The organism is Streptomyces brasiliensis, from assembly GCF_014647875.1.
GTDB lineage: Bacteria > Actinomycetota > Actinomycetes > Streptomycetales > Streptomycetaceae > Streptomyces > Streptomyces brasiliensis.
On the sequence record NZ_BMQA01000054.1, the window covers coordinates 1 to 21,276 of the forward strand.

Annotated in this window: 17 protein-coding genes and 1 pseudogene; 14 read left to right on the forward strand and 4 right to left on the reverse strand. The window is 70.7% G+C overall.

Features of this window, described 5'->3' with window-relative positions; translation table 11 throughout:
- Both IEZ19_RS39700 and serA read left to right on the forward strand, forming a co-directional pair.
- Positions 1–137: pseudogene (locus tag IEZ19_RS39700) on the forward strand (ketol-acid reductoisomerase); the annotation flags it as partial.
- Positions 138–370: 233 nt separating this feature from the next.
- Positions 371–1,960, forward strand: a complete 1,590-nt coding sequence (gene serA / locus IEZ19_RS39705) for a phosphoglycerate dehydrogenase (RefSeq protein WP_189316262.1) — start codon at positions 371–373, stop codon at positions 1,958–1,960.
- A gap of 169 nt (positions 1,961–2,129) precedes the next feature.
- On the opposite strand, the gene IEZ19_RS39710 is transcribed toward serA, so the two are convergent.
- Entirely contained in the window at positions 2,130–3,677 is a 1,548-nt protein-coding gene (locus IEZ19_RS39710) for an MFS transporter (RefSeq protein WP_189316263.1), read from the reverse strand.
- 110 nt (positions 3,678–3,787) lie between these two features.
- Here IEZ19_RS39710 and IEZ19_RS39715 point away from each other — a divergent pair, with 110 nt between their 5' ends.
- Positions 3,788–4,366, forward strand: a complete 579-nt coding sequence (locus IEZ19_RS39715; protein WP_189316264.1) for a TetR/AcrR family transcriptional regulator — start codon at positions 3,788–3,790, stop codon at positions 4,364–4,366.
- Positions 4,367–4,463: 97 nt separating this feature from the next.
- On the opposite strand, the gene IEZ19_RS39720 is transcribed toward IEZ19_RS39715, so the two are convergent.
- The gene (locus tag IEZ19_RS39720) at positions 4,464–5,732 is read right to left on the reverse strand and encodes a PucR family transcriptional regulator (protein ID WP_189316265.1); all 1,269 of its coding nucleotides are present in this window, start codon (positions 5,730–5,732) and stop codon (positions 4,464–4,466) included.
- Positions 5,733–5,884: 152 nt separating this feature from the next.
- Between IEZ19_RS39720 and IEZ19_RS39725 the strand changes: the two genes are divergently transcribed.
- From IEZ19_RS39725 to IEZ19_RS52760, 5 genes are all read left to right on the forward strand, one after another.
- Entirely contained in the window at positions 5,885–6,811 is a 927-nt protein-coding gene (locus IEZ19_RS39725) for a proline dehydrogenase family protein (protein ID WP_189316266.1), read from the forward strand.
- 251 nt (positions 6,812–7,062) lie between these two features.
- Entirely contained in the window at positions 7,063–8,694 is a 1,632-nt protein-coding gene (pruA, locus tag IEZ19_RS39730; RefSeq protein ID WP_189316267.1) for an L-glutamate gamma-semialdehyde dehydrogenase, read from the forward strand.
- Positions 8,695–8,791: 97 nt separating this feature from the next.
- Entirely contained in the window at positions 8,792–9,646 is an 855-nt protein-coding gene (locus IEZ19_RS39735) for an alpha/beta fold hydrolase (protein WP_189316268.1), read from the forward strand.
- Entirely contained in the window at positions 9,643–10,182 is a 540-nt protein-coding gene (locus tag IEZ19_RS39740) for a GNAT family N-acetyltransferase (RefSeq protein WP_189316269.1), read from the forward strand. The genes IEZ19_RS39735 and IEZ19_RS39740 overlap by 4 nt, the downstream gene beginning before the upstream one ends.
- A 303-nt stretch (positions 10,183–10,485) precedes the next feature.
- Complete coding sequence (locus tag IEZ19_RS52760) at positions 10,486–10,617, forward strand: hypothetical protein (RefSeq protein WP_015493350.1); 132 nt, start codon at positions 10,486–10,488, stop codon at positions 10,615–10,617.
- Positions 10,618–10,671: 54 nt separating this feature from the next.
- Here IEZ19_RS52760 and IEZ19_RS39745 read toward each other — a convergent pair whose 3' ends face one another.
- Positions 10,672–12,189 (reverse strand): purple acid phosphatase family protein, encoded by a 1,518-nt coding sequence (locus tag IEZ19_RS39745; RefSeq protein ID WP_229841342.1) that lies wholly within the window; start codon positions 12,187–12,189, stop codon positions 10,672–10,674.
- A gap of 237 nt (positions 12,190–12,426) precedes the next feature.
- Here IEZ19_RS39745 and IEZ19_RS39750 point away from each other — a divergent pair, with 237 nt between their 5' ends.
- The 4 genes from IEZ19_RS39750 (at position 12,427) to IEZ19_RS39765 (ending at position 17,351) form a co-directional block, all read left to right on the forward strand.
- Positions 12,427–13,470, forward strand: coding sequence for a 3-isopropylmalate dehydrogenase (locus tag IEZ19_RS39750; RefSeq protein ID WP_189316271.1), 1,044 nt, complete (start codon positions 12,427–12,429; stop codon positions 13,468–13,470).
- A gap of 251 nt (positions 13,471–13,721) precedes the next feature.
- Positions 13,722–14,813: a branched-chain amino acid aminotransferase gene (locus tag IEZ19_RS39755; protein ID WP_189316272.1), complete on the forward strand. Its 1,092-nt coding sequence runs from the start codon at positions 13,722–13,724 to the stop codon at positions 14,811–14,813.
- A 131-nt stretch (positions 14,814–14,944) separates the two neighbouring features.
- On the forward strand, positions 14,945–16,015 hold the full coding sequence (locus IEZ19_RS39760; protein ID WP_189316273.1) for a hypothetical protein: 1,071 nt from the start codon (positions 14,945–14,947) through the stop codon (positions 16,013–16,015).
- A gap of 13 nt (positions 16,016–16,028) precedes the next feature.
- Positions 16,029–17,351 (forward strand): KamA family radical SAM protein, encoded by a 1,323-nt coding sequence (locus tag IEZ19_RS39765; protein WP_189316274.1) that lies wholly within the window; start codon positions 16,029–16,031, stop codon positions 17,349–17,351.
- On the opposite strand, the gene IEZ19_RS39770 is transcribed toward IEZ19_RS39765, so the two are convergent.
- Complete coding sequence (locus IEZ19_RS39770; RefSeq protein WP_189316275.1) at positions 17,298–18,731, reverse strand: cytosine permease; 1,434 nt, start codon at positions 18,729–18,731, stop codon at positions 17,298–17,300. The two genes, IEZ19_RS39765 and IEZ19_RS39770, sit on opposite strands and share 54 nt — an antisense overlap.
- Positions 18,732–18,874: 143 nt before the next feature.
- On the opposite strand from IEZ19_RS39770, the gene ureA reads away from it, so the two are divergent.
- On the forward strand, positions 18,875–19,603 hold the full coding sequence (gene ureA, locus IEZ19_RS39775; RefSeq protein WP_189316276.1) for an urease subunit gamma: 729 nt from the start codon (positions 18,875–18,877) through the stop codon (positions 19,601–19,603).
- Complete coding sequence (locus IEZ19_RS39780) at positions 19,600–21,270, forward strand: urease subunit alpha (protein WP_189316277.1); 1,671 nt, start codon at positions 19,600–19,602, stop codon at positions 21,268–21,270. The genes ureA and IEZ19_RS39780 overlap by 4 nt, the downstream gene beginning before the upstream one ends.
- Positions 21,271–21,276 lie beyond the last annotated feature (6 nt).

The following is a 21,276-nucleotide window of genomic DNA, read 5'->3' on the forward strand; positions in this document are numbered from 1 at the left end:
CCAGGAACTGGATGGACGAGTACCACGGCGGTCTGAAGAAGTACAACGAGTACAAGCAGCAGGACTCCGAGCACCTGCTGGAGACCACCGGCAAGCAGCTCCGCAAGCTGATGAGCTGGGTGAACGAAGAGGCGTAAGCCGCATGCCAGGGGGTCGGGGCGGACCGCTCCGGCCCCTTTGGCCACCCCGTCCAGCCACGGACGGGTGATCCTTCCGCAGAGGCGCAAGCCGGCCTCCGCCGCGCTACTAGACTGCTGCACAACATACGCGTCAGGCCCACAGCGTCGTGCGTCTTCCGCGGCTAGCCCCCTCCTCCGCCTGCGGCCGTCGGGACGGCCGTCCGCATGCAATGGACTTGTGAGGACCTCACGTGAGCTCGAAACCCGTCGTACTCATCGCCGAAGAGCTGTCGCCCGCGACCGTGGACGCGCTCGGCCCAGACTTCGAGATCCGGCACTGCAACGGCGCCGACCGGGCCGAACTGCTCCCCGCCATCGCCGACGTGGACGCGATCCTGATCCGCTCCGCCACCAAGGTCGACGCCGAGGCGATCGCCGCTGCGAACAAGCTCAAGGTCGTCGCGCGAGCCGGCGTCGGCCTCGACAACGTCGACGTCTCCGCCGCCACCAAGGCCGGCGTCATGGTCGTCAACGCCCCGACCTCCAACATCGTGACCGCCGCCGAGCTGGCCTGCGGTCTCATCCTCGCCACCGCCCGCAACATCCCGCAGGCCAACGCCGCGCTGAAGAACAGCGAGTGGAAGCGCAGCAAGTACACGGGTGTGGAGCTCGCCGAGAAGACCCTCGGCGTCGTCGGCCTCGGCCGCATCGGCGCGCTCGTCGCGCAGCGCATGTCCGCCTTCGGTATGAAGGTCGTCGCGTACGACCCCTACGTCCAGCCTGCCCGGGCCGCGCAGATGGGCGTGAAGGTGGTGTCCCTCGACGAACTGCTCGAGGTCTCCGACTTCATCACCGTCCACCTGCCCAAGACCCCTGAGACGCTCGGCCTCATCGGCGATGAGGCGCTGCGCAGGGTCAAGCCGTCCGTGCGCATCGTCAACGCCGCGCGCGGCGGCATCGTCGACGAGGAGGCGCTCTACTCGGCGCTCAAGGAGGGCCGGGTCGCCGGCGCGGGCCTCGACGTGTACGCGAAGGAGCCCTGCACCGACTCCCCGCTGTTCGAGTTCGACCAGGTCGTGGCCACCCCGCACCTCGGCGCCTCGACGGACGAGGCGCAGGAGAAGGCGGGTATCGCGGTCGCCAAGTCGGTGCGGCTCGCGCTCGCCGGCGAGCTGGTCCCGGACGCGGTGAACGTGCAGGGCGGTGTCATCGCCGAGGACGTCAAGCCGGGTCTGCCGCTGGCCGAGCGCCTCGGCCGGATCTTCACCGCGCTCGCGGGCGAGGTGGCCGTCCGGCTCGACGTCGAGGTGTACGGCGAGATCACCCAGCACGACGTGAAGGTGCTGGAGCTGTCCGCGCTCAAGGGCGTCTTCGAGGACGTCGTCGCCGAGACGGTGTCCTACGTCAACGCGCCGCTGTTCGCCCAGGAGCGGGGCGTCGAGGTGCGCCTGACCACCAGCTCCGAGTCGCCCGAGCACCGCAACGTGGTGACCGTGCGCGGCACGCTGGGCAACGGCGAGGAGGTGTCGGTCTCCGGCACGCTGGCCGGCCCGAAGCACGTGCAGAAGATCGTCGCCGTCGGGGACTACGACGTCGACCTCGCGCTCGCCGACCACATGGTCGTCCTGCGCTACGAGGACCGTCCCGGTGTCGTCGGCACCGTCGGCCGCATCCTCGGCGAGGCGGGTATCAACATCGCCGGCATGCAGGTCGCCCGCGCGGCGGTCGGCGGGGAGGCGCTGGCGGTGCTGACGGTCGACGACACGGTGGCCGCCGGCGTCCTGGCCGAGGTCGCCGCGGAGATCGGGGCGACGGCGGCTCGTTCGGTGAACCTGGTCTGAGGCCGGCGTGTGCTGGGGGCTGGCGCCCCCAGACCCCCGCTTCGACCTGAACGGCCTCGTCCTAGGACTCCCCCGGAGGGGGTACCCCAGAGGGGCTGAAATGCGAACAGTGCTGTGAAGGCGCCGGTGGCTGGAATCCCAGCCACCGGCGCCTTTTCCATGCCGTTCCTCAGACCGTGGCCTCCACGGGCTGCGTCTCCGCCGGCTTCCGTACCTGGATCCTCCGCAGGGTCAGGGCCGCTGCCACCGCCGCCGCGGCCAGCAGGATCGCTCCGGCGATCGCCGCTCCGTGGATGCCCGTGGTGAACGCCTCGCGGGCCGCCGTGGCCAGAGCGTCGCCCGTGTGGCCCGGCAGGTGGGCGGCCGTTGCCAGTGCGCCGCTCAGTGTCTCGCGGGCCTCGGCCGGGGCCGACGCCGGCATCTCATGGCGGTAGAGCGCCGTACCGATGGAGCCGAGGACCGCCATCCCGAGGGCGCCGCCGAACTCCGTGCCGGTCTCCATGAGCGAGGAGGCCGCACCCGCCCGCTCGACCGGCGCCGTGCCCATCGCCAGGTCGGTCAGCTGGGACATCACCACGACGACACCGGAGGCCAGCACACCCGCGGCGGCGAGGACCGTCCACAGGGAGTCGGTGCCGACGAGGGCGAGCATCGCGTAGCCGCCCGCAGTGATGGCGAAGCCGGCGGCGACGACCTTCCCGCGGTCGGCGCCCTTCTGGACGATCGCCGTCGTCACCGGCGCCGCGACCCCGATCAGCACCGACGGGAGCAGGCTCCACAGGGCCGCCTCGAGCGGGCTCTTGCCGAGCACCGACTGCAGATACTGCGTGGTGAAGATGGCCGAGCCCATCATCCCGAACGCCGAGACCAGGGTCAGGACGACCGCCGGGGTGAAGCCGGGGCCGCGGAACAGGGCCGGGGAGATCAGCGGCGAGGCCACCGTGCGCTGGCGGCGGACGAACAGCGCGGCGAAGAGCAGTCCGACGGTCACCGAGACGACGTACCGGACGTTCCAGCCCTCGGACGGGATCTCCTTGAGGCCGTAGACGACGGGGAGCACGGCGGCCAGGGACAGCGGGACGCTCAGCCAGTCGAAGCGGCCGGGATTCGGGTCCTTCGACTCGGGGAGCAGGACCGGGCCGAGGACCAGCAGCAGGGCCATCGCGGGCAGGTTCACCAGGAACACCGAGCCCCACCAGAAGTGCTCGACGAGGACACCGCTCATCACCGAGCCGAGCGCGATCCCGCCGGTCATCACCCCGGACCACAGGCCGATGGCCTTGGCGCGCTCACCGGGGTCGGTGAACATCGTGCGCAGCAGCGCCATCGTCGAGGGCATCAGGGTCGCGCCGCCGACGCCGAGGATCGCGCGAGCCGCGATCAGGGTCTCGGGGCTGTTCGCGTAGGCCGCCAGGACCGAGGCCGCGCTGAACGCCGTGGCGCCCATGAGCAGGAGCTTGCGCCGGCCGATGCGGTCGCCCAGGGATCCCATCGTCATCAGCAGGCCGGCCAGGACGAAGCCGTAGATGTCGAAGATCCACAGCTGCTGGGTGCCGGTCGGCCGCAGGTCCGCGCTGATCGCCGGGATGGCGAAGTAGAGGACAGACACGTCCATCGATACCAGCAGCAGCGGCAGCATCAGCACGCCGAGCGCCGTCCATTCGCGGCGTCCGGCACGTGCGGGCGGGTTCGTGGTGGTGCTCGTCGGGTTCGTCATGGCAGCGAATGTACGCGCGTCTTAAACGCTTGTCTAGAACGGTTGTGTAAGTCGCCTGTATAAATCGTTTGTCTAGGACGGCTGTATGGATCGGGGCTAGGCTGGCCCGCATGGGACACCGTGAGGATCTGCTCGAAGGCGCCAAGCGCTGCCTGCTGGAGAAGGGGTTCGCGCGTACGACGGCGCGGGACATCGTCAAGGAGTCGGGGACGAACCTCGCCTCGATCGGCTACCACTACGGCTCGAAGGACGCGCTCCTGGCGCAGGCGTACGTCGCGCTGGTGGAGAACATGTCCGGCGCCTTCGGCGCGGAGGGTGCCGTCGAGCCGCAGGGTGCCCCCGGGTCGCTGGAACGCTTCCGATGGGTGTGGTCGAACATCGTCGACACCATGCGCCAGCCCGGCTCCGTCTGGCGGCTCAGCATGGAGGTCATGACCATCGAACTCCCGGAAGTGCGCGAACACTTGGCCCGTGCGCAGCGAGAGGGCGGACGGGGTCTGGTATCGCTGCTGATGGGCGTGCCGGAGGAGGAGGTCTCCGACGAGAGCGCGGACACGCTGGGCCGCTTCTATCTGGTGCTGATGACCGGGCTCATCGCACAGTGGACGTTCGACGCGAAGACCGCGCCCGACGGGGAGGTACTCACCGAGGGCCTGCGCCGGATCATCGAGGCCGCCACAGGCGCGTGACACGGGGGGTGTGGGCGTGGGGCCGGCCGGTGCCGCTCAGCGGTGACGTGGGGTTGGTCCCGGAGCCCGGCGGCGCCCAGGTGTGTCGGGGTCGGCCCTAGAGACGAGCCCCCTTCAGCGCCATGTGCAGCAGGAGGCGGTCCTCGCCGTCGTCCAGGTCCAGGCCCGTGAGTTGCTCGACCCGGGACAGGCGGTAGTAGAGGGTCTGGCGGTGGATGCCCAGTTCCGCGGCAGTACGTCCCGCCTGGCCCGCACAGTCGAGGTACGCCTCGGCGGTACGGGCCAGTTCGAGATGGGCCGGGGTGCGGAGCGGGGCGACCACGGGGTCGTGGGCGGCCTCCGGGGGCAGCGCGGTGAGCATCCGGTACGGCCCGATCAGCGTCCACTCGGCCACCGGCCCCAACCTCGGCTCGGCCAGCGCCGCGCGCGCCGCACCGGCCGCCTCCCGCCAGGCCGGCCCCAACTCGGCCAGCCCGTTGCGCTGAGCGGCGAGCCCGGCGGCGACCCGCCCGGCCCCGGCGCTGCGCCCGCCCCTGTCGGCGCCCCCACCCAACCCCTCCGCCCGCTCCAGCAGCCTCGCCGCCGCCGACACCGCCGGTGTCGTCGTGTTCGTCGAGCGGAGGCGGACCAGCAGGGCGAGGGACTGGTCGGTCGCGCCCCACGGGACCGTGCACAGGGCCGTCGCGCCGGGCAGGGTGCGGACCGAGGGCGCGTCGTCGGGGCCGGCCGAGGGCCAGGGGGCCACACAGACCAGCGTGTGGGGGGCGTCCGCGCGAGCACCGAGGGCGGTACGGAGTTCGGCCACCGCCATGTCCCGCTGCCAGCCGCGCTCGGCGACCAGGACCGCGCGCAGCTCACGGGTGAGATCCGCCCCGGCCTGGGCCTCGTCCGCGAGGAGCGCGCCGATGCGGGTGGTGACCGCCATGGCGGCGGACAGCTGCCGCTCGCTCGGACCCGGATCGTCGTCCAGGAGCCAGACGTAACCGAGGACGACACCCCGATGGCGTACCGGCAGACAGATGCGTCCCCGGTACACGCCGGCCTCCGGAGCCGGCGGGATGCGCACCGGTCCCGTCGCGCGGGTGATGCCGAAGCCCTCGAACCACGCGCGGACGGCCGAAGTCGAGCGCCGGGTCAGGATCGAGCGGGTCCGGACGGGGTCCAGTGCCGACGCGTCCAGCTCGCCCTCGCTGTCGTACGCACCGAAGGCGATCAGCTCGAAGTCGCGGTTCTCCAGGGTCGCCGGGGCGCCCAGCAGCTCCGAGATCTCGTCCACCAGCTCCTGGTAGTCACCCGCGCGGTTAGAAGATCCAGTATCCGTCGCCACCCGGGCATTCTCCCGCACTTCCCCGCCGCCTTCATACATCTGTCTGAGATCCGGGGAACGGATGCGTGACAGCTGTCGATGGCCGACGATCGGAGGGATCCTTAGGTTTCACGGTGGTTCTCCGTGCCGTACCCGAACATTCCCGAGTCGGTGTCACGGCCCTCTCTTGGCCTTTGTTGTGGAGGTGCCCCGTGCTGGGTCCCGTGATTCTCGCCGCGTCACGCAGCGACCGGATGCGACGCCTGATCTCGGCGGCCCCGGTGACCAGGCAGGTCGTCGACCGTTTCATCCCCGGTGAGACCGTCGACGACATCGTGCCGGTCATCAAGGACCTGACCGCCGAGGGACTCGAGCTGACCATGGACGTGGTCGGCGAGGACATCACCACCCCCGAGCAGGCCACCGCCGCCCGCGACGCCTATCTGCGGCTCGTCGAGCGGCTGAAGGAGCTGGAGCTCGGCCCCAGGGTCGAGATGTCCGTGAAGCTCTCCATGTTCGGCCAGTCCCTCCCTGGCGGCCACGAGCTGGCCCTCGCGAACGTCCGCCCCGTCGTCGAGGCCGCCGCCGCCATCGGCACGACCGTCACCCTCGACGCCGAGGACCACACCACCCTCGACTCGATGTTCGCCATCCACGAGGAGCTGCGGAAGGACTTCCCGCAGACCGGCTGCGTCATCCAGGCCTACCTCTTCCGCACCGAGGCCGACGCCCGCCGCCTCGCCGCGAGCGGCAGCCGCGTCCGCCTGGTGAAGGGCGCGTACAAGGAGCCCGCCGAGGTCGCCTACCAGCAGAAGCACGAGATCGACAAGGCGTACGTGCGCATCCTGAAGACGCTGATGGAGGGCGAGGGGTACCCGATGGTGGGTTCCCACGACCCGCGGCTCATCTCCATCGCCCAGGACCTCGCGCACAAGGCGGGGCGCAAGCTCGACGAGTACGAGTTCCAGATGCTCTACGGCATCCGCGGCGACGAGCACCTCCGGCTCGCCGCCGAAGGCCACCGGATGCGTGTCTACACCGCCTACGGCACCGACTGGTACGGCTACTTCATGCGGAGGCTCGCTGAAAAGCCGGCGAACCTGCGCTTTTTCGTCCGCTCGATGATCAGCAAGGGGTGATGCGCTGGATGAGCCGCGACTGTCGGTCCCCGAGGAGTTTCGGAGGCCAACAGCCGCCGCCCTGGGGCCGGCTGAGCCGGACCCAGATCCGTGGAAGGAGTTACGGATCCCGTGACTCCGCCCCCGAGGGGGTTTCTCACGGGCTCGCCGCAGCGAGTCCGTGACGGTCAAGCCCTGACCGCTGCTCACCGTACGCAACTGCTTCGGCGCCCCCGTGCTGAAGCCCGAGAATCACTCGGAAGAGGTAACCCATGGACGCTGTGACCCAGGTCCCCACCCCGGTCAACGAGCTGGTGCACGGCTACGCCCCCGGCTCGCCCGAGCGCGCCCGTCTCGAGGCCAAGCTCAAGGAGCTGGCCGAGAACCCGATCGACCTGCCGATGACGATCGGCGGCGAGAAGCGCATGGGCGGCGGCGAAGCCTTCCAGGTCGTCCAGCCGCACAACCACAAGGCCGTCATCGGCACGCTCCGCAACGCCACCCAGCAGGACGCCGAGGACGCCATCGACGCGGCCCTGGCCGCCGCGCCCGCCTGGCGCGCCATGTCCTTCGACGACCGCGCCGCGATCATCCTGCGCGCGGCCGAGCTGCTGTCCGGGCCGTGGCGCGAGACCATCGCCGCGTCCACCATGCTCGGCCAGTCGAAGACCGCCCAGCAGGCCGAGATTGACACCCCGTGCGAGCTGGTCGACTTCTGGCGCTTCAACGTCCACTACGCCCGCCAGATCCTGGCCGAGCAGCCCCCGGCCAACTCCCCGGGCGTCTGGAACCGCCTCGACCACCGCCCGCTGGAGGGCTTCGTCTACGCGATCACGCCGTTCAACTTCAGCGCCATCGCGGGCAACCTGCCCACCGCCCCCGCGCTGATGGGCAACGTCGTCGTCTGGAAGCCGTCCCCGACGCAGACCCACGCCGCCGTGCTGCTCCTGCAGCTCCTGGAGGAGGCCGGTCTGCCCAAGGGCGTCATCAACCTCGTCACCGGCGACGGCATCGAGGTCTCCAAGGTGGCCCTGGTCCACCGCGACCTCGCCGGCATCCACTTCACCGGCTCGACCAAGACCTTCCAGTACCTGTGGAAGACGGTCGGCAACAACATCGAGAAGTACCGCTCGTACCCGCGTCTCGTCGGCGAGACCGGCGGCAAGGACTTCCTCGTCGCCCACCCGAGCGCCGACCGTGCCGTCCTCAAGACCGCCCTGACCCGCGGTGCCTTCGAGTACCAGGGCCAGAAGTGTTCGGCGACCTCCCGCGCCTACATCCCGGCCTCCCTCTGGAACTCCGGCTTCAAGGAGGAGTTCGCTGCCGAGGTCGACGGTCTGGCCATGGGTGACGTCACCGACCTGGCGAACTTCATCGGTGCCGTCATCGACGAGCGTGCCTTCGCCAAGAACAAGGCCGCGATCGACCGTGCCGAGTCCGACCCGACCTGCACGATCGTCGCGGGCGGCTCCTACGACGACTCGGTCGGCTACTTCGTCCGTCCGACGGTCGTCGAGTGCACCGACCCGGAGAACGAGGTCTTCCGCACCGAGTACTTCGGCCCGTTCCTCGCCGTCCACGTCTACGAGGACGACAAGTACGACGAGATGCTGGAGCAGATGGAGTCGGTCTCCGACTACGCCCTGACCGGGTCGGTCATCGCCAACGACCGTGCCGCCGCGGCCCACACGATGGAGAAGCTCCGCTACGCCGCGGGCAACTTCTACATCAACGACAAGTCGACCGGCGCCGTCGTCGGCCAGCAGCCCTTCGGCGGCGGCCGTGCCTCCGGCACCAACGACAAGGCCGGCGCCCCGCAGAACCTGCTGCGCTGGACCCTGACCCGCGCCATCAAGGAGACGCTGGTCGCGCCGACCGACTACACGTACCCGCACATGGGCTGACCAGCCCCCGAACCCGGGCCGGGAAGCCTGACCCCCGAGCAGGCTTCCCGGCCCGCTTCCATGTCCGCCTTCCTTTCATCCGGGGCACACTGGCCCCATGACGGGGAGCGAGACGGTGGAGACGGACGACGGCGCACGGCTGTGGGTGGAGCGCTCGGGCCCGGGGGAGCCGCTGGTGCTGTGCCACGGCGGGCCCGGCCTGTGGGACATGTTCGGGGACGTCACCGACCTGCTGGCGGACGTGACCCCGGTGGTCCGCTGGGACCAGCGTGGCTGCGGGCGGTCCGAGCGGTGTGCGGGGCCGTGGACGAGCGAGCGGTTCGTGGCGGATCTGGACGCCGTACGACGGCACTTCGGCCTCGACCGCATGGCGCTGCTCGGCCATTCCTGGGGCGCGCAGCTGGTGTTGAGCTACGCGTTGGCCCACCCGGAGCGGGTGAGCACGCTGGTGTACGTCGCCGGGACGGGCATCGGACCCGACGCCGACTGGCACTCCGCCCACCGGGCGAACTTCCGCGCCCGTCTTGCCGATCACCCCGAACGCCTCGCCCGATTCCAGGAGTTGACGGATCGTCCGTGGCTGACGGAGGACGAGGAGCGTGAGCGCGCGGTGCTCCAGTGGTCGGCCGAGTTCGAGGACCGGGCGGGGGCGCTGGAGCCTGCCCGGCGCATGGCCGACCCGTGGTTCGCGATCAACGACGAGTGCAACCGGGCCCTCAACGACGAGCGCGAGCGGGTCTGGGGCACCCCCGAGCTGTACGACGCCTGCAAGTCCCTCGACGTCCCGGTGCTGATCGTCGACGGCGCCCGGGACATCCGCCCCCGCACCGCCGTCGACTCCCTGGAGCGCGCCCTGCCCCGGGTGTGCCGGGTGATCCTGCCGGACGCCGGGCACCTGCCGTGGGTGGAGGACCCGAAGGGCTTCCGGGAGGCGGTGAGGACGGCCCTGTGACCACTCGCCTCCGCACGGCGCACACCGCCGACCTCACCCCGGCCGAACTCCACGCCGCCCGCGCCCTCCTGGACGCCGCCTTCGCCGGACACTTCGACGACCACGACTGGGAGCACGGCCTCGGCGGCATCCACGCCCTCGTCCACGACGACGCCGGCCTCGCCGCCCACGGCTCGGTCGTCATGCGCCGGATGCGGCACCGGGGCCGCTGGTTGCGGGTCGGATACGTCGAGGCGGTGGGCGTACGGCCCGACGCGCGCCGCAGCGGTCATGGCGGCCGCGTGATGGGCGCGCTGGAGAGGGTCGTCGACCGGGCGTACGACCTCGGTGCCCTGTCGGCGAGCGAGGACGGCGCCCGGCTGTACGGGACCCGGGGCTGGCAGGTGTGGCCCGGCCGGATCAGCGCCCTCTCCCCGGACGGACCCGTCCACCTGCGCGACGAGGAGGGCGACCTCCATGTGTGGCCCGCCCTCGCCGGACCACTCGACCCCGCGCACGAGCTGCTCTTCGACTGGCGTGACGGGGACGTGCTCTGACTCTGGGCCGGGCCGAGAAAACGCAGGTCACAGCGGTGAGGCCCGAAGTGCCGTCTCAGATAGTAGGAAGTCCGACTAATTGTAGAGACAGAAGCGCGCTCCTCGCTTAACTTTGTAGGAGCCGAACGTCTCGCTCGATCAAGCGAATGGCGGTCGTGAGCCGGGCCCCGTGCAGGCAACCCCTGCGGCACCGCTCCCCGCCCGACTGGGGGCACCTCCCACGCGTCAAGCAGTGGGGAGTCTCGTAACCCTTTTTCTCCGCACCTTTTCCCGCACCCAGGTGTGTCGAAGGAGTCGATTTCCATGGCCGAGACGACCGTCCGCCGCCGAGTCCGCCACGTCTCCCGCACGAGCGAGTCCGACCGCAAGAACGCCGCCGCAGCCCTCCAGCGCGCCCTCGACCGCCGTGACAACGGGGGCGAGACCGGCCACTGAGCCGGCGCGCGCCGCTGATCCGGGAGCCGCACCCGCACGGGGTGCGGCGCGGTCTCACCGGCCGCGCCGCACCTCGAAGTGATCGATCCGCCTGCCGCTCTGCGCCAGCGCGGACACCCTCAGTCTCGGGGACGTACCCGCCTCCGCCTCCACCGAGAGGAAGGAGAAGCCGGTGTACCGCACCCGTGACCACTCGACGGACTCGGGCTCGGACGTCCGGTTCTTCGTCCAGTGGAAGCTCTTGACCGCGTCGTGCCGGGTGGCATGACCCTCGTAGCTGTCCTCGACACCCGAGGGGAACCCGTACAGGTCCCGGCCGCCGCCGCCCGCCGTGACGTACACGATCCCGTCCCGCGTCGGATCCGTCTCCGCGCCGACCGGCACCGCCCGGCCCACCTCGCCGTCGCGCACGGCGTCCGTCCGCTCGTACACATGGTTGTGCCCGTTGATCACCAGGTCCACCTGGTGCTTCGCGAACAGCGGCAGCCACTCCGCGCGGATCCCGCCGTCCGAGGCGTGCTGCGACGTCGAGTAGGCGCAGTGGTGGAAGAAGACGACCACGAAGTCGACGTCGGCCGCCGCGCGCAGCTCGCCGAGCCTGCGGTCCAGCCACTGTGTCTGCCGGCCGCCCGTGTAGCCGAGGTTGGCGGGGATCTCGTACGACACGTCGTTCGCGTCCAGCGCCACGAAGCCGACGTTGCCGTACGTGAACGCGTAGACGCCCGGCGCCGCGTGCGGGTCGAAGCCGCTGTCGGGCAGGGAGAAGCGGGCGAGCTGGCCGCCGTAGCCGTCCGGTGAGTACCAGGCCTCCATGTCGTGGTTGCCGGTGGTCACCATCCACGGCACCGACTTCGCCACCGGCTCGGTCTGCTTCAGGAACAGGTCCCAGAACTGGGGGTCGTAGCCGTCCGAGGTCTTGCCTGAGCCGTTGACGTTCGCGTAGCAGATGTCGCCCGCGTGCAGATGGAAGGCCGGCTTCTGGCGCAGCAGCACATGGTCGTTGGCATTCGCGGCCGCGGAGACGCCCTGGTCGCCGAAGGCCGTGAAGACGAAGCGCTCCGGGGTCGCGGGCGCCGTACGGAAGGACGCGATGCCCGCGCGGTGCGCCGGGGTCGCCGGGTCCCAGCCGTCGTGGCCGACGCCGTAGTAGTACGTCGTGCCGGGACGCAGGCCGTCCAGGGCCGCGTGCACGTAGTACTGCTCGATCGCCGGCCGCACGCCCTGCACCCCCGGGGTGTACAGGTTGCGCACCTCGGCCGGGATCCGCCGGCCGAGGTCGTCGGGCCGCAACCCGACCCGTACGTACGGCTGTTTGACCGCGAACGGCACCTGCCACGAGATCCGCATCCGGGTCTTCGGGTCGGCGCCGAAGGCGAGATGGCGGCCGAAGGGGGCGACGGCGGAGCCCGCGACGTGCGAGGTCGCCGGGGCCGGGCTCGCCGTGGCGCCGGAGGAGCGCGCACCGGACGACCCCGAGCAGCCGGTGAGCAGCCCGCCGGCCACCGCGCCCGCGGTCACCAGCGTCCGGCGCCGGGTGAACCGGGTGCGCAGATACTCGTACTGCTCGGCCATGCTCATCCGCCGGGCGAGGTGCGGTGGGATGCCGACGTCAGGGACGGGGGGTTCGGGGGGTGTCCCTCTGGAAAACACAGCCATGGGGGTGAAGTTCCCAGCGGAGCCCAACAGCCTTCCTACATCTGGGTGAACACAGGTCGAACCAAGGTCACCGTCACCCGTAGGAGTGCCCTCCCCTTGTCCGTATGGCGGACACCCCATGTCATCCCATGGGACGAGGAGTAGGGTGCCGACATGTCTCGCAGCATCAATCTCGCAGTGATTCCCGGTGACGGCATCGGCCAGGAGGTCGTGGCCGAGGGTCTCAAGGTCCTCTCCGCCGTCCTTCCGCAGGATGTGAAGCTGGAGACCAAGGAGTACGACTTCGGCGCCAAGCGCTACCACGCCACCGGTGAGACCCTCACCGATGCCGACCTCGCCGGCCTGAAGCAGCACGACGCCATCCTGCTCGGCGCCATCGGCGACCCGTCGGTCCCGTCCGGCGTCCTCGAGCGCGGCTTCCTGCTCAAGCTCCGCTTCGCCTTCGACCACCACGTCAACCTGCGGCCGTCGAAGCTGCTGCCGGGTGTGGCGACCCCGCTCGCCGGCCAGCCCGAGATCGACTTCGTCGTGGTCCGCGAGGGCACCGAGGGTCCGTACACCGGCAACGGCGGCACCATCCGCAAGGGCACCGAGCACGAGGTCGCCACCGAGGTCTCCGTCAATACGGCCTTCGGTGTCGAGCGCGTGGTCCGCGACGCCTTCGCCCGCGCCCAGGCCCGCCCGCGCAAGAAGCTCACGCTGGTCCACAAGAACAACGTGCTGACCTTCGCCGGTCACCTGTGGACGAATGTCTTCAACAAGGTGGCCGCGGAGTACCCCGAGGTCGAGACCGACTACATCCACGTCGACGCGGCGACGATCTACCTCGTCACCCAGCCCGAGCGGTTCGACGTGATCGTCACCGACAACCTCTTCGGCGACATCATCACCGACCTCGCCGCGGCCGTCTCCGGCGGCATCGGCGTCGCCGCGAGCGGGAACATCAACCCGTCCGGCGAGTTCCCCTCGATGTTCGAGCCCGTGCACGGCTCGGCGCCGGACATCGCCGGCCAGGGCAAGGCCGACCCCACGGCCACGGTCCTGTCCGTCTCCCTCCTGCTGCGCCACCTCGGCTACGACACGGAGGCGGCACGTATCGAGGACGCCGTCTCCGCGGACCTCGCGGAGCGCGGCGACAAGCCCGCCCGCAGCACCTCGGAGATCGGCGACGCGCTCTCCGTACGAGTAGCCGGCTGACCCGCCGCGCCGCGAAACCTTTCGAAGCCGTCGGGTAGCTCAGGCGCCCGGCGGCTTCCCCATGTCCCCCGCCGGGTGCCACCATCGACCCCTGGGCCGCATTCACCCCGATTCCTTCTGTCCCTGCCGCCGCGCGATAATCGAACGCGGAGCCGCGGAATGAGGGAAAGCTCGGACGTCCTAGCACAGGCCACCGGCCGTGCGGGGCTGAGCGCGGCCCGTCACACACAACCGGTGAAGGACAACCACTCATGACGACGCCCACGATCGAGCTCAAGCCCTCCGCCCGTCCGACCTCCGCCGGCGAGCGCGAGGCGATCCTGGCCAACCCCGGCTTCGGCCGCCACTTCACCGATCACATGGTGACGATCAAGTGGACGGAGGGCCGGGGCTGGCACGACGGCCAGCTCGTTCCGTACGCGCCGATCCCCCTCGACCCGGCGACCAACGTCCTGCACTACGCCCAGGAGATCTTCGAGGGCCTCAAGGCCTACCGCCGCCCCGACGGCTCCGTGGCCACCTTCCGCCCGGACCAGAACGCCAAGCGCTTCCAGCGGTCCGCCAAGCGCCTGGCCATGCCCGAGCTGCCGGTCGAGACGTTCATCGAGGCCTGCGACGCCCTCGTCGGCCAGGACAAGGACTGGGTGCCCGCGCACGGCGGCGAGGAGTCCCTCTACCTACGCCCCTTCATGATTGCGACGGAGGTCGGCCTGGGCGTCAAGCCGGCCAACGAGTACCTCTTCCTGGTCATCGCCTCCCCGGCCGGCGCCTACTTCGCCGGCGGTGTGAAGCCGGTCTCCATCTGGGTCTCCGAGGACCGCGTCCGCGCCGTCCCCGGCGGCATGGGCGACGCCAAGACGGGCGGCAACTACGCGGCCTCCCTCCTCGCCCAGGCCGAGGCCGCCACCCACGACTGCGACCAGGTCTGCTACCTCGACGCGGTCGAGCACCAGTGGGTCGAGGAACTCGGCGGCATGAACCTGTACTTCGTGTACGGCGACCGGATCGTCACCCCCACCCTCACCGGCTCCATCCTCGAGGGCGTCACACGCGACTCCCTCCTCACGGTCGCCCGCGACCTCGGCTACACGGCGGAAGAGGGCCGGATCTCCCTCGACCAGTGGCAGCGCGACTCCGAGGACGGCACCCTCACCGAGGTCTTCGCCTGCGGCACCGCGGCCGTCATCACCCCGGTCGGCACGGTCAAGCGCAGCACCGGCGCCGAGTGGAAGCAGTCCGGCGGCGAGACCGGCGAGGCCACGGCCCGCCTCCGCCAGGCCCTCCTCGACATCCAGCGCGGCATCACCGAGGACAAGCATGGCTGGATGCACCCGCTGGGCTGACGCACCCAGAACGGGCGGCCCCACACCGGCCGCCCGTTCGACGCGTATCGGCTGCCCGGCGCGGGTATCCACTGAATCCGCGGGGGATCGTGCCTTCCCGCACGTGCGGACACGACGGGGGAGGAGCGCGGGTGAACGGGTCGCCGATACCGCGGCTGCGCTGGCTGATGCGGGCGTTACGGACCCCGCGGCGCCCGCAGAGCCTGACCGTGCTGGTACTGCTCGCGGCCGTCGCCGGAGTACTGCTGTGGCGGGCCGCCTCCATGGAGAGCTACGGCCAGAACCTGGCCCTCAACCTGGGCACCGACCTCGTCGGCGTCGTCATCACCGTCTTCGTGATCGGCCCGCTGATCTCCCGGGCCCAGGAGGGCCGGGTCAGGGAGCACACCCGGCTCGACTACGAGTGGTTCAGCGCCCAGGTCTACGGCTCCACGTCCAACGTGAAGGTGCTGGACACCTTCTCCAACCTGTTCGGCCCGCAGTACTCCGAACGTCTCTTCCGCGGTGTCCGCTCCGCCACCGCGCACGGCGCCCGGGTGCAGATCCTGCTGCTCGACCCCGACTCCCTCGCCGTCATACTGCGCGGACGCGAACTGGGCGAGCAGAGCGCCGACATCCGCCGCGACATCCTGCGCAACCTGCGCACGCTCAGCCAGTTCGCGCGCCGGCTCGACGACGCCTCCCAGCAGTTCCTGGAGGTCCGGCTCTGTTCGACCTCGCCCGGTGTGACGCTCTACCGCTGGGACGAGCGCTCCCTGGTCTCCTTCCTCACCGTAGGCCGCCTGTCCGGCGAGGGCGTGCAGCTCGAGGTCGCCGTGCGTTCCCCGCTCGGCGCGTTCGTGGAACAGAGGTTCGACGAGCTGTGGCAGCAGAGCAAGCCGATGGAGCGGTTCACCCATCTGCCGCTGACCCTGGTCGACGCCACCGACGGCCGCCGCGAGTTCAGCTGCCGCTTCGTCCACGTCGACGAATGCCTGTACGTCGCCGGGCACGACCTGGTGTCGTACATGGCACGCCACCGCCTCGATCAACTCTCCGCGTACAGTGAGGCCTTGGCTGTTCCGGACACCGCCCATGAACTGCTCGTCGTCGACGACGAGACAGAGCTGCACGGGCTGCTCACCCAGCACTTCGCGGAGAAGTACGATGCGTCGGCGACCGCATTCGTCGAATTGCGGCCGGCGGTCCTGGTCACGGAATGAGGCGCCCGCACAGATGAGTTCAGCGCTCCACCTTGCTCCCCGCACGAGCCCCCGATACCGCGCCTTCACACCCCGTGACCTGGACGGACTGCTCCAGCAGCGCGTGGACCTGTCGTCCGGGGAGCGGCTCGAGCTGCGGGCCGTCTCGTCGGTCCTGCCGTTCCGTACGAACGCGTACGTCGTCGACGAGCTGATCGACTGGTCCGCGGTGCCCGACGACCCGATCTTCCGGCTGACGTTCCCCCAGGCCGGGATGCTGCCCGCGCCCGATCTGCGCCGGATGATGGAGCTGCTGTCCTCCGGGGCGCCCAAGGCCGAGATCCAGCGCACGGCTCATGAGATCCGGATGCGGCTGAACCCGCACCCCTCGGGCCAGTTGGACGCCAACGTGCCCGTCCACGAGGGCAGTCGCCTGACGGGGCTTCAGCACAAGTACCCCGAGACGGTGCTGGTCTTCCCTCGCCAGGGCCAGACCTGCCACGCCTACTGCACCTACTGCTTCCGCTGGCCTCAGTTCGTCGGTGAGGCGGACCTGCGGATCGCCACGGACGACATCGCGGCGACCTCGGGGTATCTGCGGGCGCACCCCGAGGTCGCCGGCGCGCTGATCACGGGCGGTGACCCGCTGGTGATGAGCACCGACGTGCTGAGCCGCTACGTCGAGCCCCTGCTGGAGATCGACACGATCCGCTCGATCCGCATCGGCACCAAGTCGCTGGCCTTCTGGCCGTGCCGCTTCACGACGGACCGCGACGCGGACGATCTGCTGCGCCTGTTCGAAAAGGTCGTCGCAAGCGGCCGCCACCTCGCGCTGATGGCCCACTTCACGCATCCGCAGGAGCTGCGCCCGCCGGTGGTGCGGGAGGCGATGCGCCGGGTGCGGGACACGGGCGCCGTGATCCGCTGCCAGGGCCCGCTCGTGGCCGGGATCAACGACAGTGCCGAGGCGTGGGCGGAACTGTGGGAGGAGACGACCACCCTCGGGGCGGTGCCGTACTACCAGTTCGTGGAGCGCGACACCGGCCCCCAGGGTTACTTCGGAGTCCCCCTGGCCCGCGGCCACGCCATCTTCCGCGACGCCTACGCCCGCGTCTCCGGCCTCGCCCGCACGGTCCGCGGCCCGGTGATGTCGGCGATGCCGGGCAAGGTCTGCGTGGACGGAGTCGCCGAGGTGGCCGGCGAAAGGGTCTTCGTCCTCCATCTGATCCAGGCCCGCGACCCGTCGTTGGTGGACCGCCCGTTCTTCGCGGCCTACGACGAGGGAGCCACCTGGTTCACCGACCTAAAGCCGGCTTTCGGCGCGAGCCGGTTCCTGCCGGGGCTCGAGGCCGGGTGACGTCCGGCGGGGGGTGAGTGCCAGGTACACCAGGCCGCCCACCAGCCCCGACAGCAGGAAGCTGCAGTCCACTCCGCCCGTCAGGGAGAGCAACGGGCCCTCGTGCGACGGCAGTGAGACCGCCAGTAGGCCGATGCCCGCGCCCGTCGCCCAGGACACCGTCGCCGGGATGTTCCAGCCCGCCCGGTACCAGTAGATCCCGCCCCGGGCGCGGCGGTTGAAGACCTGGAGGGCGTCCGGGTCGTAGTCGCCGCGGGTGCGGGTGAAGCCGATCAGGGCGATGACCGCCCAGGGGGTGCCGATCGCCGTCAGCAGGAGGACGAACGACGTCATCGCGGACTGGGCGTTCCAGGCGTAGTGGCCGATGAAGACGCAGAGGGTGGCCACGACCGCCACCGCACACGTGGCTCGGGCGCGGGACGCGCGGGGCAGGATCGCATCCAGGTCCAGGCCCATCGAGTAGAGCATCAGGCCCGCGTTGCCCACCGAGCCCGCGGAGGCGGCCAGCAGCAACGGGATCAGGTACCACGTGGGGGCCGCGGTGACCAGCGGTCCCGCGTAGTCCAGGGCCGAGTGGGCCGCGTACGCCGTGAACGTGCCGAAGAGCTGCGGGACCAGCAGGCCCAGGATCAGGCCCAGCCACGTCGCGTGCAGGACGCGGCGTGAGGAGTGGCGGGCGGGGGAGATGTAGCGCGTGTAGTCGCCGAGCAGCGTGATGAACGCGATCGGGCCGGACAGGCCCGCCGCCACCGTCGCCAGCAGCCACGTCGGCCAGAAGCCGTCCAGCAGGTAGCCGCCCGCGTCCGGCAGCGCCGCCGTCGTGAAGTGCGGGGCGTACGCGATCACGCCCAGCACCAGCAGAGCCGTCATGCCGATCGCCAGCACCCGGGACATCGCCAGCAGCACCCGGTACCCGTACACCGCGCCCGCCACCGTCGCGGCGGCCAGCACCGCGTAGACGACGGCGTACGCCCCGCCGTCCGCCGGCAGCCCGAACAGCCGGCCCAGCACGCTCACCATCACGTCGCCGCCGATCCATACCGTCAGCGCCGTGTAGCCGAGGGCGAGGAGCAGTCCGACGACGGAGCCGACCAGCCGGCCCCTCACCCCGAACTGTGCCCCGGACGACGTGGACAGGTTGGTCGCGGTGCGCAGGGAGACCAGCGCCAGCGGGGCCGTCAACACCGTGCCGACCAGCGTGCCCACGACGATCGAGCTGACCGACGCCCACCAGCCGAGTCCGAAGGACGGCGGCAGCCAGCCGAAGATGATCACGCCCAGACAGAGGTTCGAGCCCAGCAGGATCGACACGAGGTCACGCGGACCGCTCGTGCGTTCCTCGTCCGGGATCGTGTCGACTCCGCGCTGTTCTATCGGCATGGCTGGTCTCCTTCGACGGCCGCCTGAAGTTTAGAGCGACGTTCAATGTGATGCAGTTGATTCTTGCTGTCAATGTTTCCGATCCATGAAGTGCGCGTTTAGAGTGATGTTCTAAATCGAGGAAGGCAAGGAGGTGCCGGGTCGTGAGACTGACACCCACGGAGCGTGACCGGCTGCTGCTGTTCTCCGCCGCAGAGCTGGCCCGCGCCCGCAAGGCCCGCGGTCTGAGGCTCAACGTGCCGGAGGCCACCGCGCTCATCGCCGACACCGTCTGCGAGGCCGCCCGCGACGGCGCCCGTCTCGCCGAGGCGATCGAGCGCGCCCGCGCCGTGCTCGGCCCGGCGGACGTCCTGCCCGGCGTCGCCGACGTCGTCACCGAGGTCCACGTCGAGGCCGTCTTCGACGACGGCTCACGGCTCGCCATCGTCTCCGACCCGATCGGCGGCGGTGGGCTGGGCGACGAGGCCCCGGGCGCCCTGCTGCCGGGCCCCGAACACGCCGAGCCGGAGGCGGCCGTACGGCTCACGGTCACCAACACCGCGACTGTCCCCGTCTCCGTCACCTCCCACTTCCACTTCTTCGAGGCCAACCCGCGCCTCGACTTCCCGCGCGCCGAGGCCTACGGCATGCGCCTCGCCGTACCCGCCGGGTCGTCGGTGCGGTTCGGGCCGGGGGAGAGCGTCGAGGTCGGGCTCGTACCGATCGGCGGCGACCGGATCGCGATCGGCTTCGCCGGGCTCGTCGACGGGCCCCTGGACGCGCCGGGTGCGAGGGAAGAGGCCCTGCACCGGGCGGCCGCCTGCGGATATCTGGGTGCCGGGTCTCACGCGGCCGGGCCTCAAGGAGCCGAGTCCCGGGGAGCCGACCGGTGAACCCGTACGAGTACGCAGCCACCCACGGCCCCCGCGCCGGCGACCGCGTCCGCCTCGGCGACTCCGGGCTGGTGATCCGCGTCGAGTCGGATGCCCAGCGCCACGGTGACGAGTTCCTCGCCGGGTTCGGCAAGACCGCCCGTGACGGTCTGCACCTCAAGGCCGCCGCCGTGCGCGAGACCTGCGATGTCGTGATCAGCAACGTCGTCGTGATCGATGCCGTGCAGGGCATCCGGAAGGTCTCCATCGGTATCCGCGAGGGCCGGATCTGCGGCATCGGGCGGGCCGGGAACCCAGACACCCTCGACGGCGTGGACGTCGTCGTCGGCACCGGGACGTCCATCGTGTCCGCCGAGGGGCTCATCGCCACCGCCGGTGCCGTCGACACACACGTCCACCTGCTGTCCCCGCGCATCATGGAGGCCTCGCTGGCGTCCGGCGTGACCACGATCATCGGACAGGAGTTCGGGCCGGTGTGGGGCGTCGGCGTCAACTCGCCCTGGGCGCTGCGGCACGCGTTCAACGCCTTCGATGCCTGGCCGGTCAACATCGGCTTCCTGGGCCGGGGTTCGTCCTCCCATGCCGCCCCCCTCGTCGAGGCGCTGGCGGAGGGCGGCGCCTCCGGTTTCAAGGTGCACGAGGACATGGGCGCGCACACCCGCGCTCTGGACACGGCGTTGCGGGTCGCCGAGGAGCACGATGTCCAAGTGGCCCTGCACAGCGACGGGTTGAACGAGTGCCTGTCCGTGGAGGACACCCTGCGCGTGCTGGAGGGCCGTACCATCCACGCCTTCCACATCGAGGGCTGCGGCGGCGGACACGTGCCCAACGTCCTGAAGATGGCAGGCCGCCCGAACGTCATCGGCTCCTCCACCAACCCCACCCTGCCCTTCGGCCGGGACGCGGTCGCCGAGCACTACGGCATGATCGTCTCCGTCCACGACCTGAAGACCGACCTGCCCGGCGACGCCGCCATGGCCCGCGACCGCATCCGCGCCGGGACGATGGGCGCCGAGGACGTGCTGCACGACCTGGGCGCGATCGGCATCACCTCGTCGGACGCGCAGGGCATGGGCCGCGCCGGCGAGACCGTGCGCCGTACGTTCGCGATGGCCGGGAAGATGAAGGCCGAACTCGGCGCCCCGGACGACCACGACAACGAGCGCGTCCTGCGCTACATCGCCAAACTGACCGTCAATCCCGCTATCGCGCACGGCCTTTCGCACGAGGTCGGCTCCATCGAGGTCGGCAAGCTCGCCGACATCGTGCTGTGGCGCCCGGAGTACTTCGGCGCCAAGCCGCAGCTCGTCCTGAAGGCCGGCTTCCCGGCGTACGGCGTCGTCGGCGACCCGAACGCGGCCACCGACACCTGCGAACCCCTCGTCCTGGGACCGCAGTTCGGCGCGCACGGCGCCACGCCCGCCGACCTCTCCGTCGCCTTCGTCGCCCAGGCCGCCCTCGACCAGGGCAACGACTCGATGCCGACCCGCAGAAGGAGGGTCGCCGTCCGCGGCACCCGTGGCATCGGGCCCGCCGACCTGCGCCTCAACTCCCGTACCGGAGCAGTCGACGTCGAGCAGCGCACCGGTCTCGTCACCCTCGACGGTGAGCCCCTCCGCTCGCAGCCCGCCGACTCGGTGTCCCTCAACCGCCTCTACTTCCTCTAGGACTCG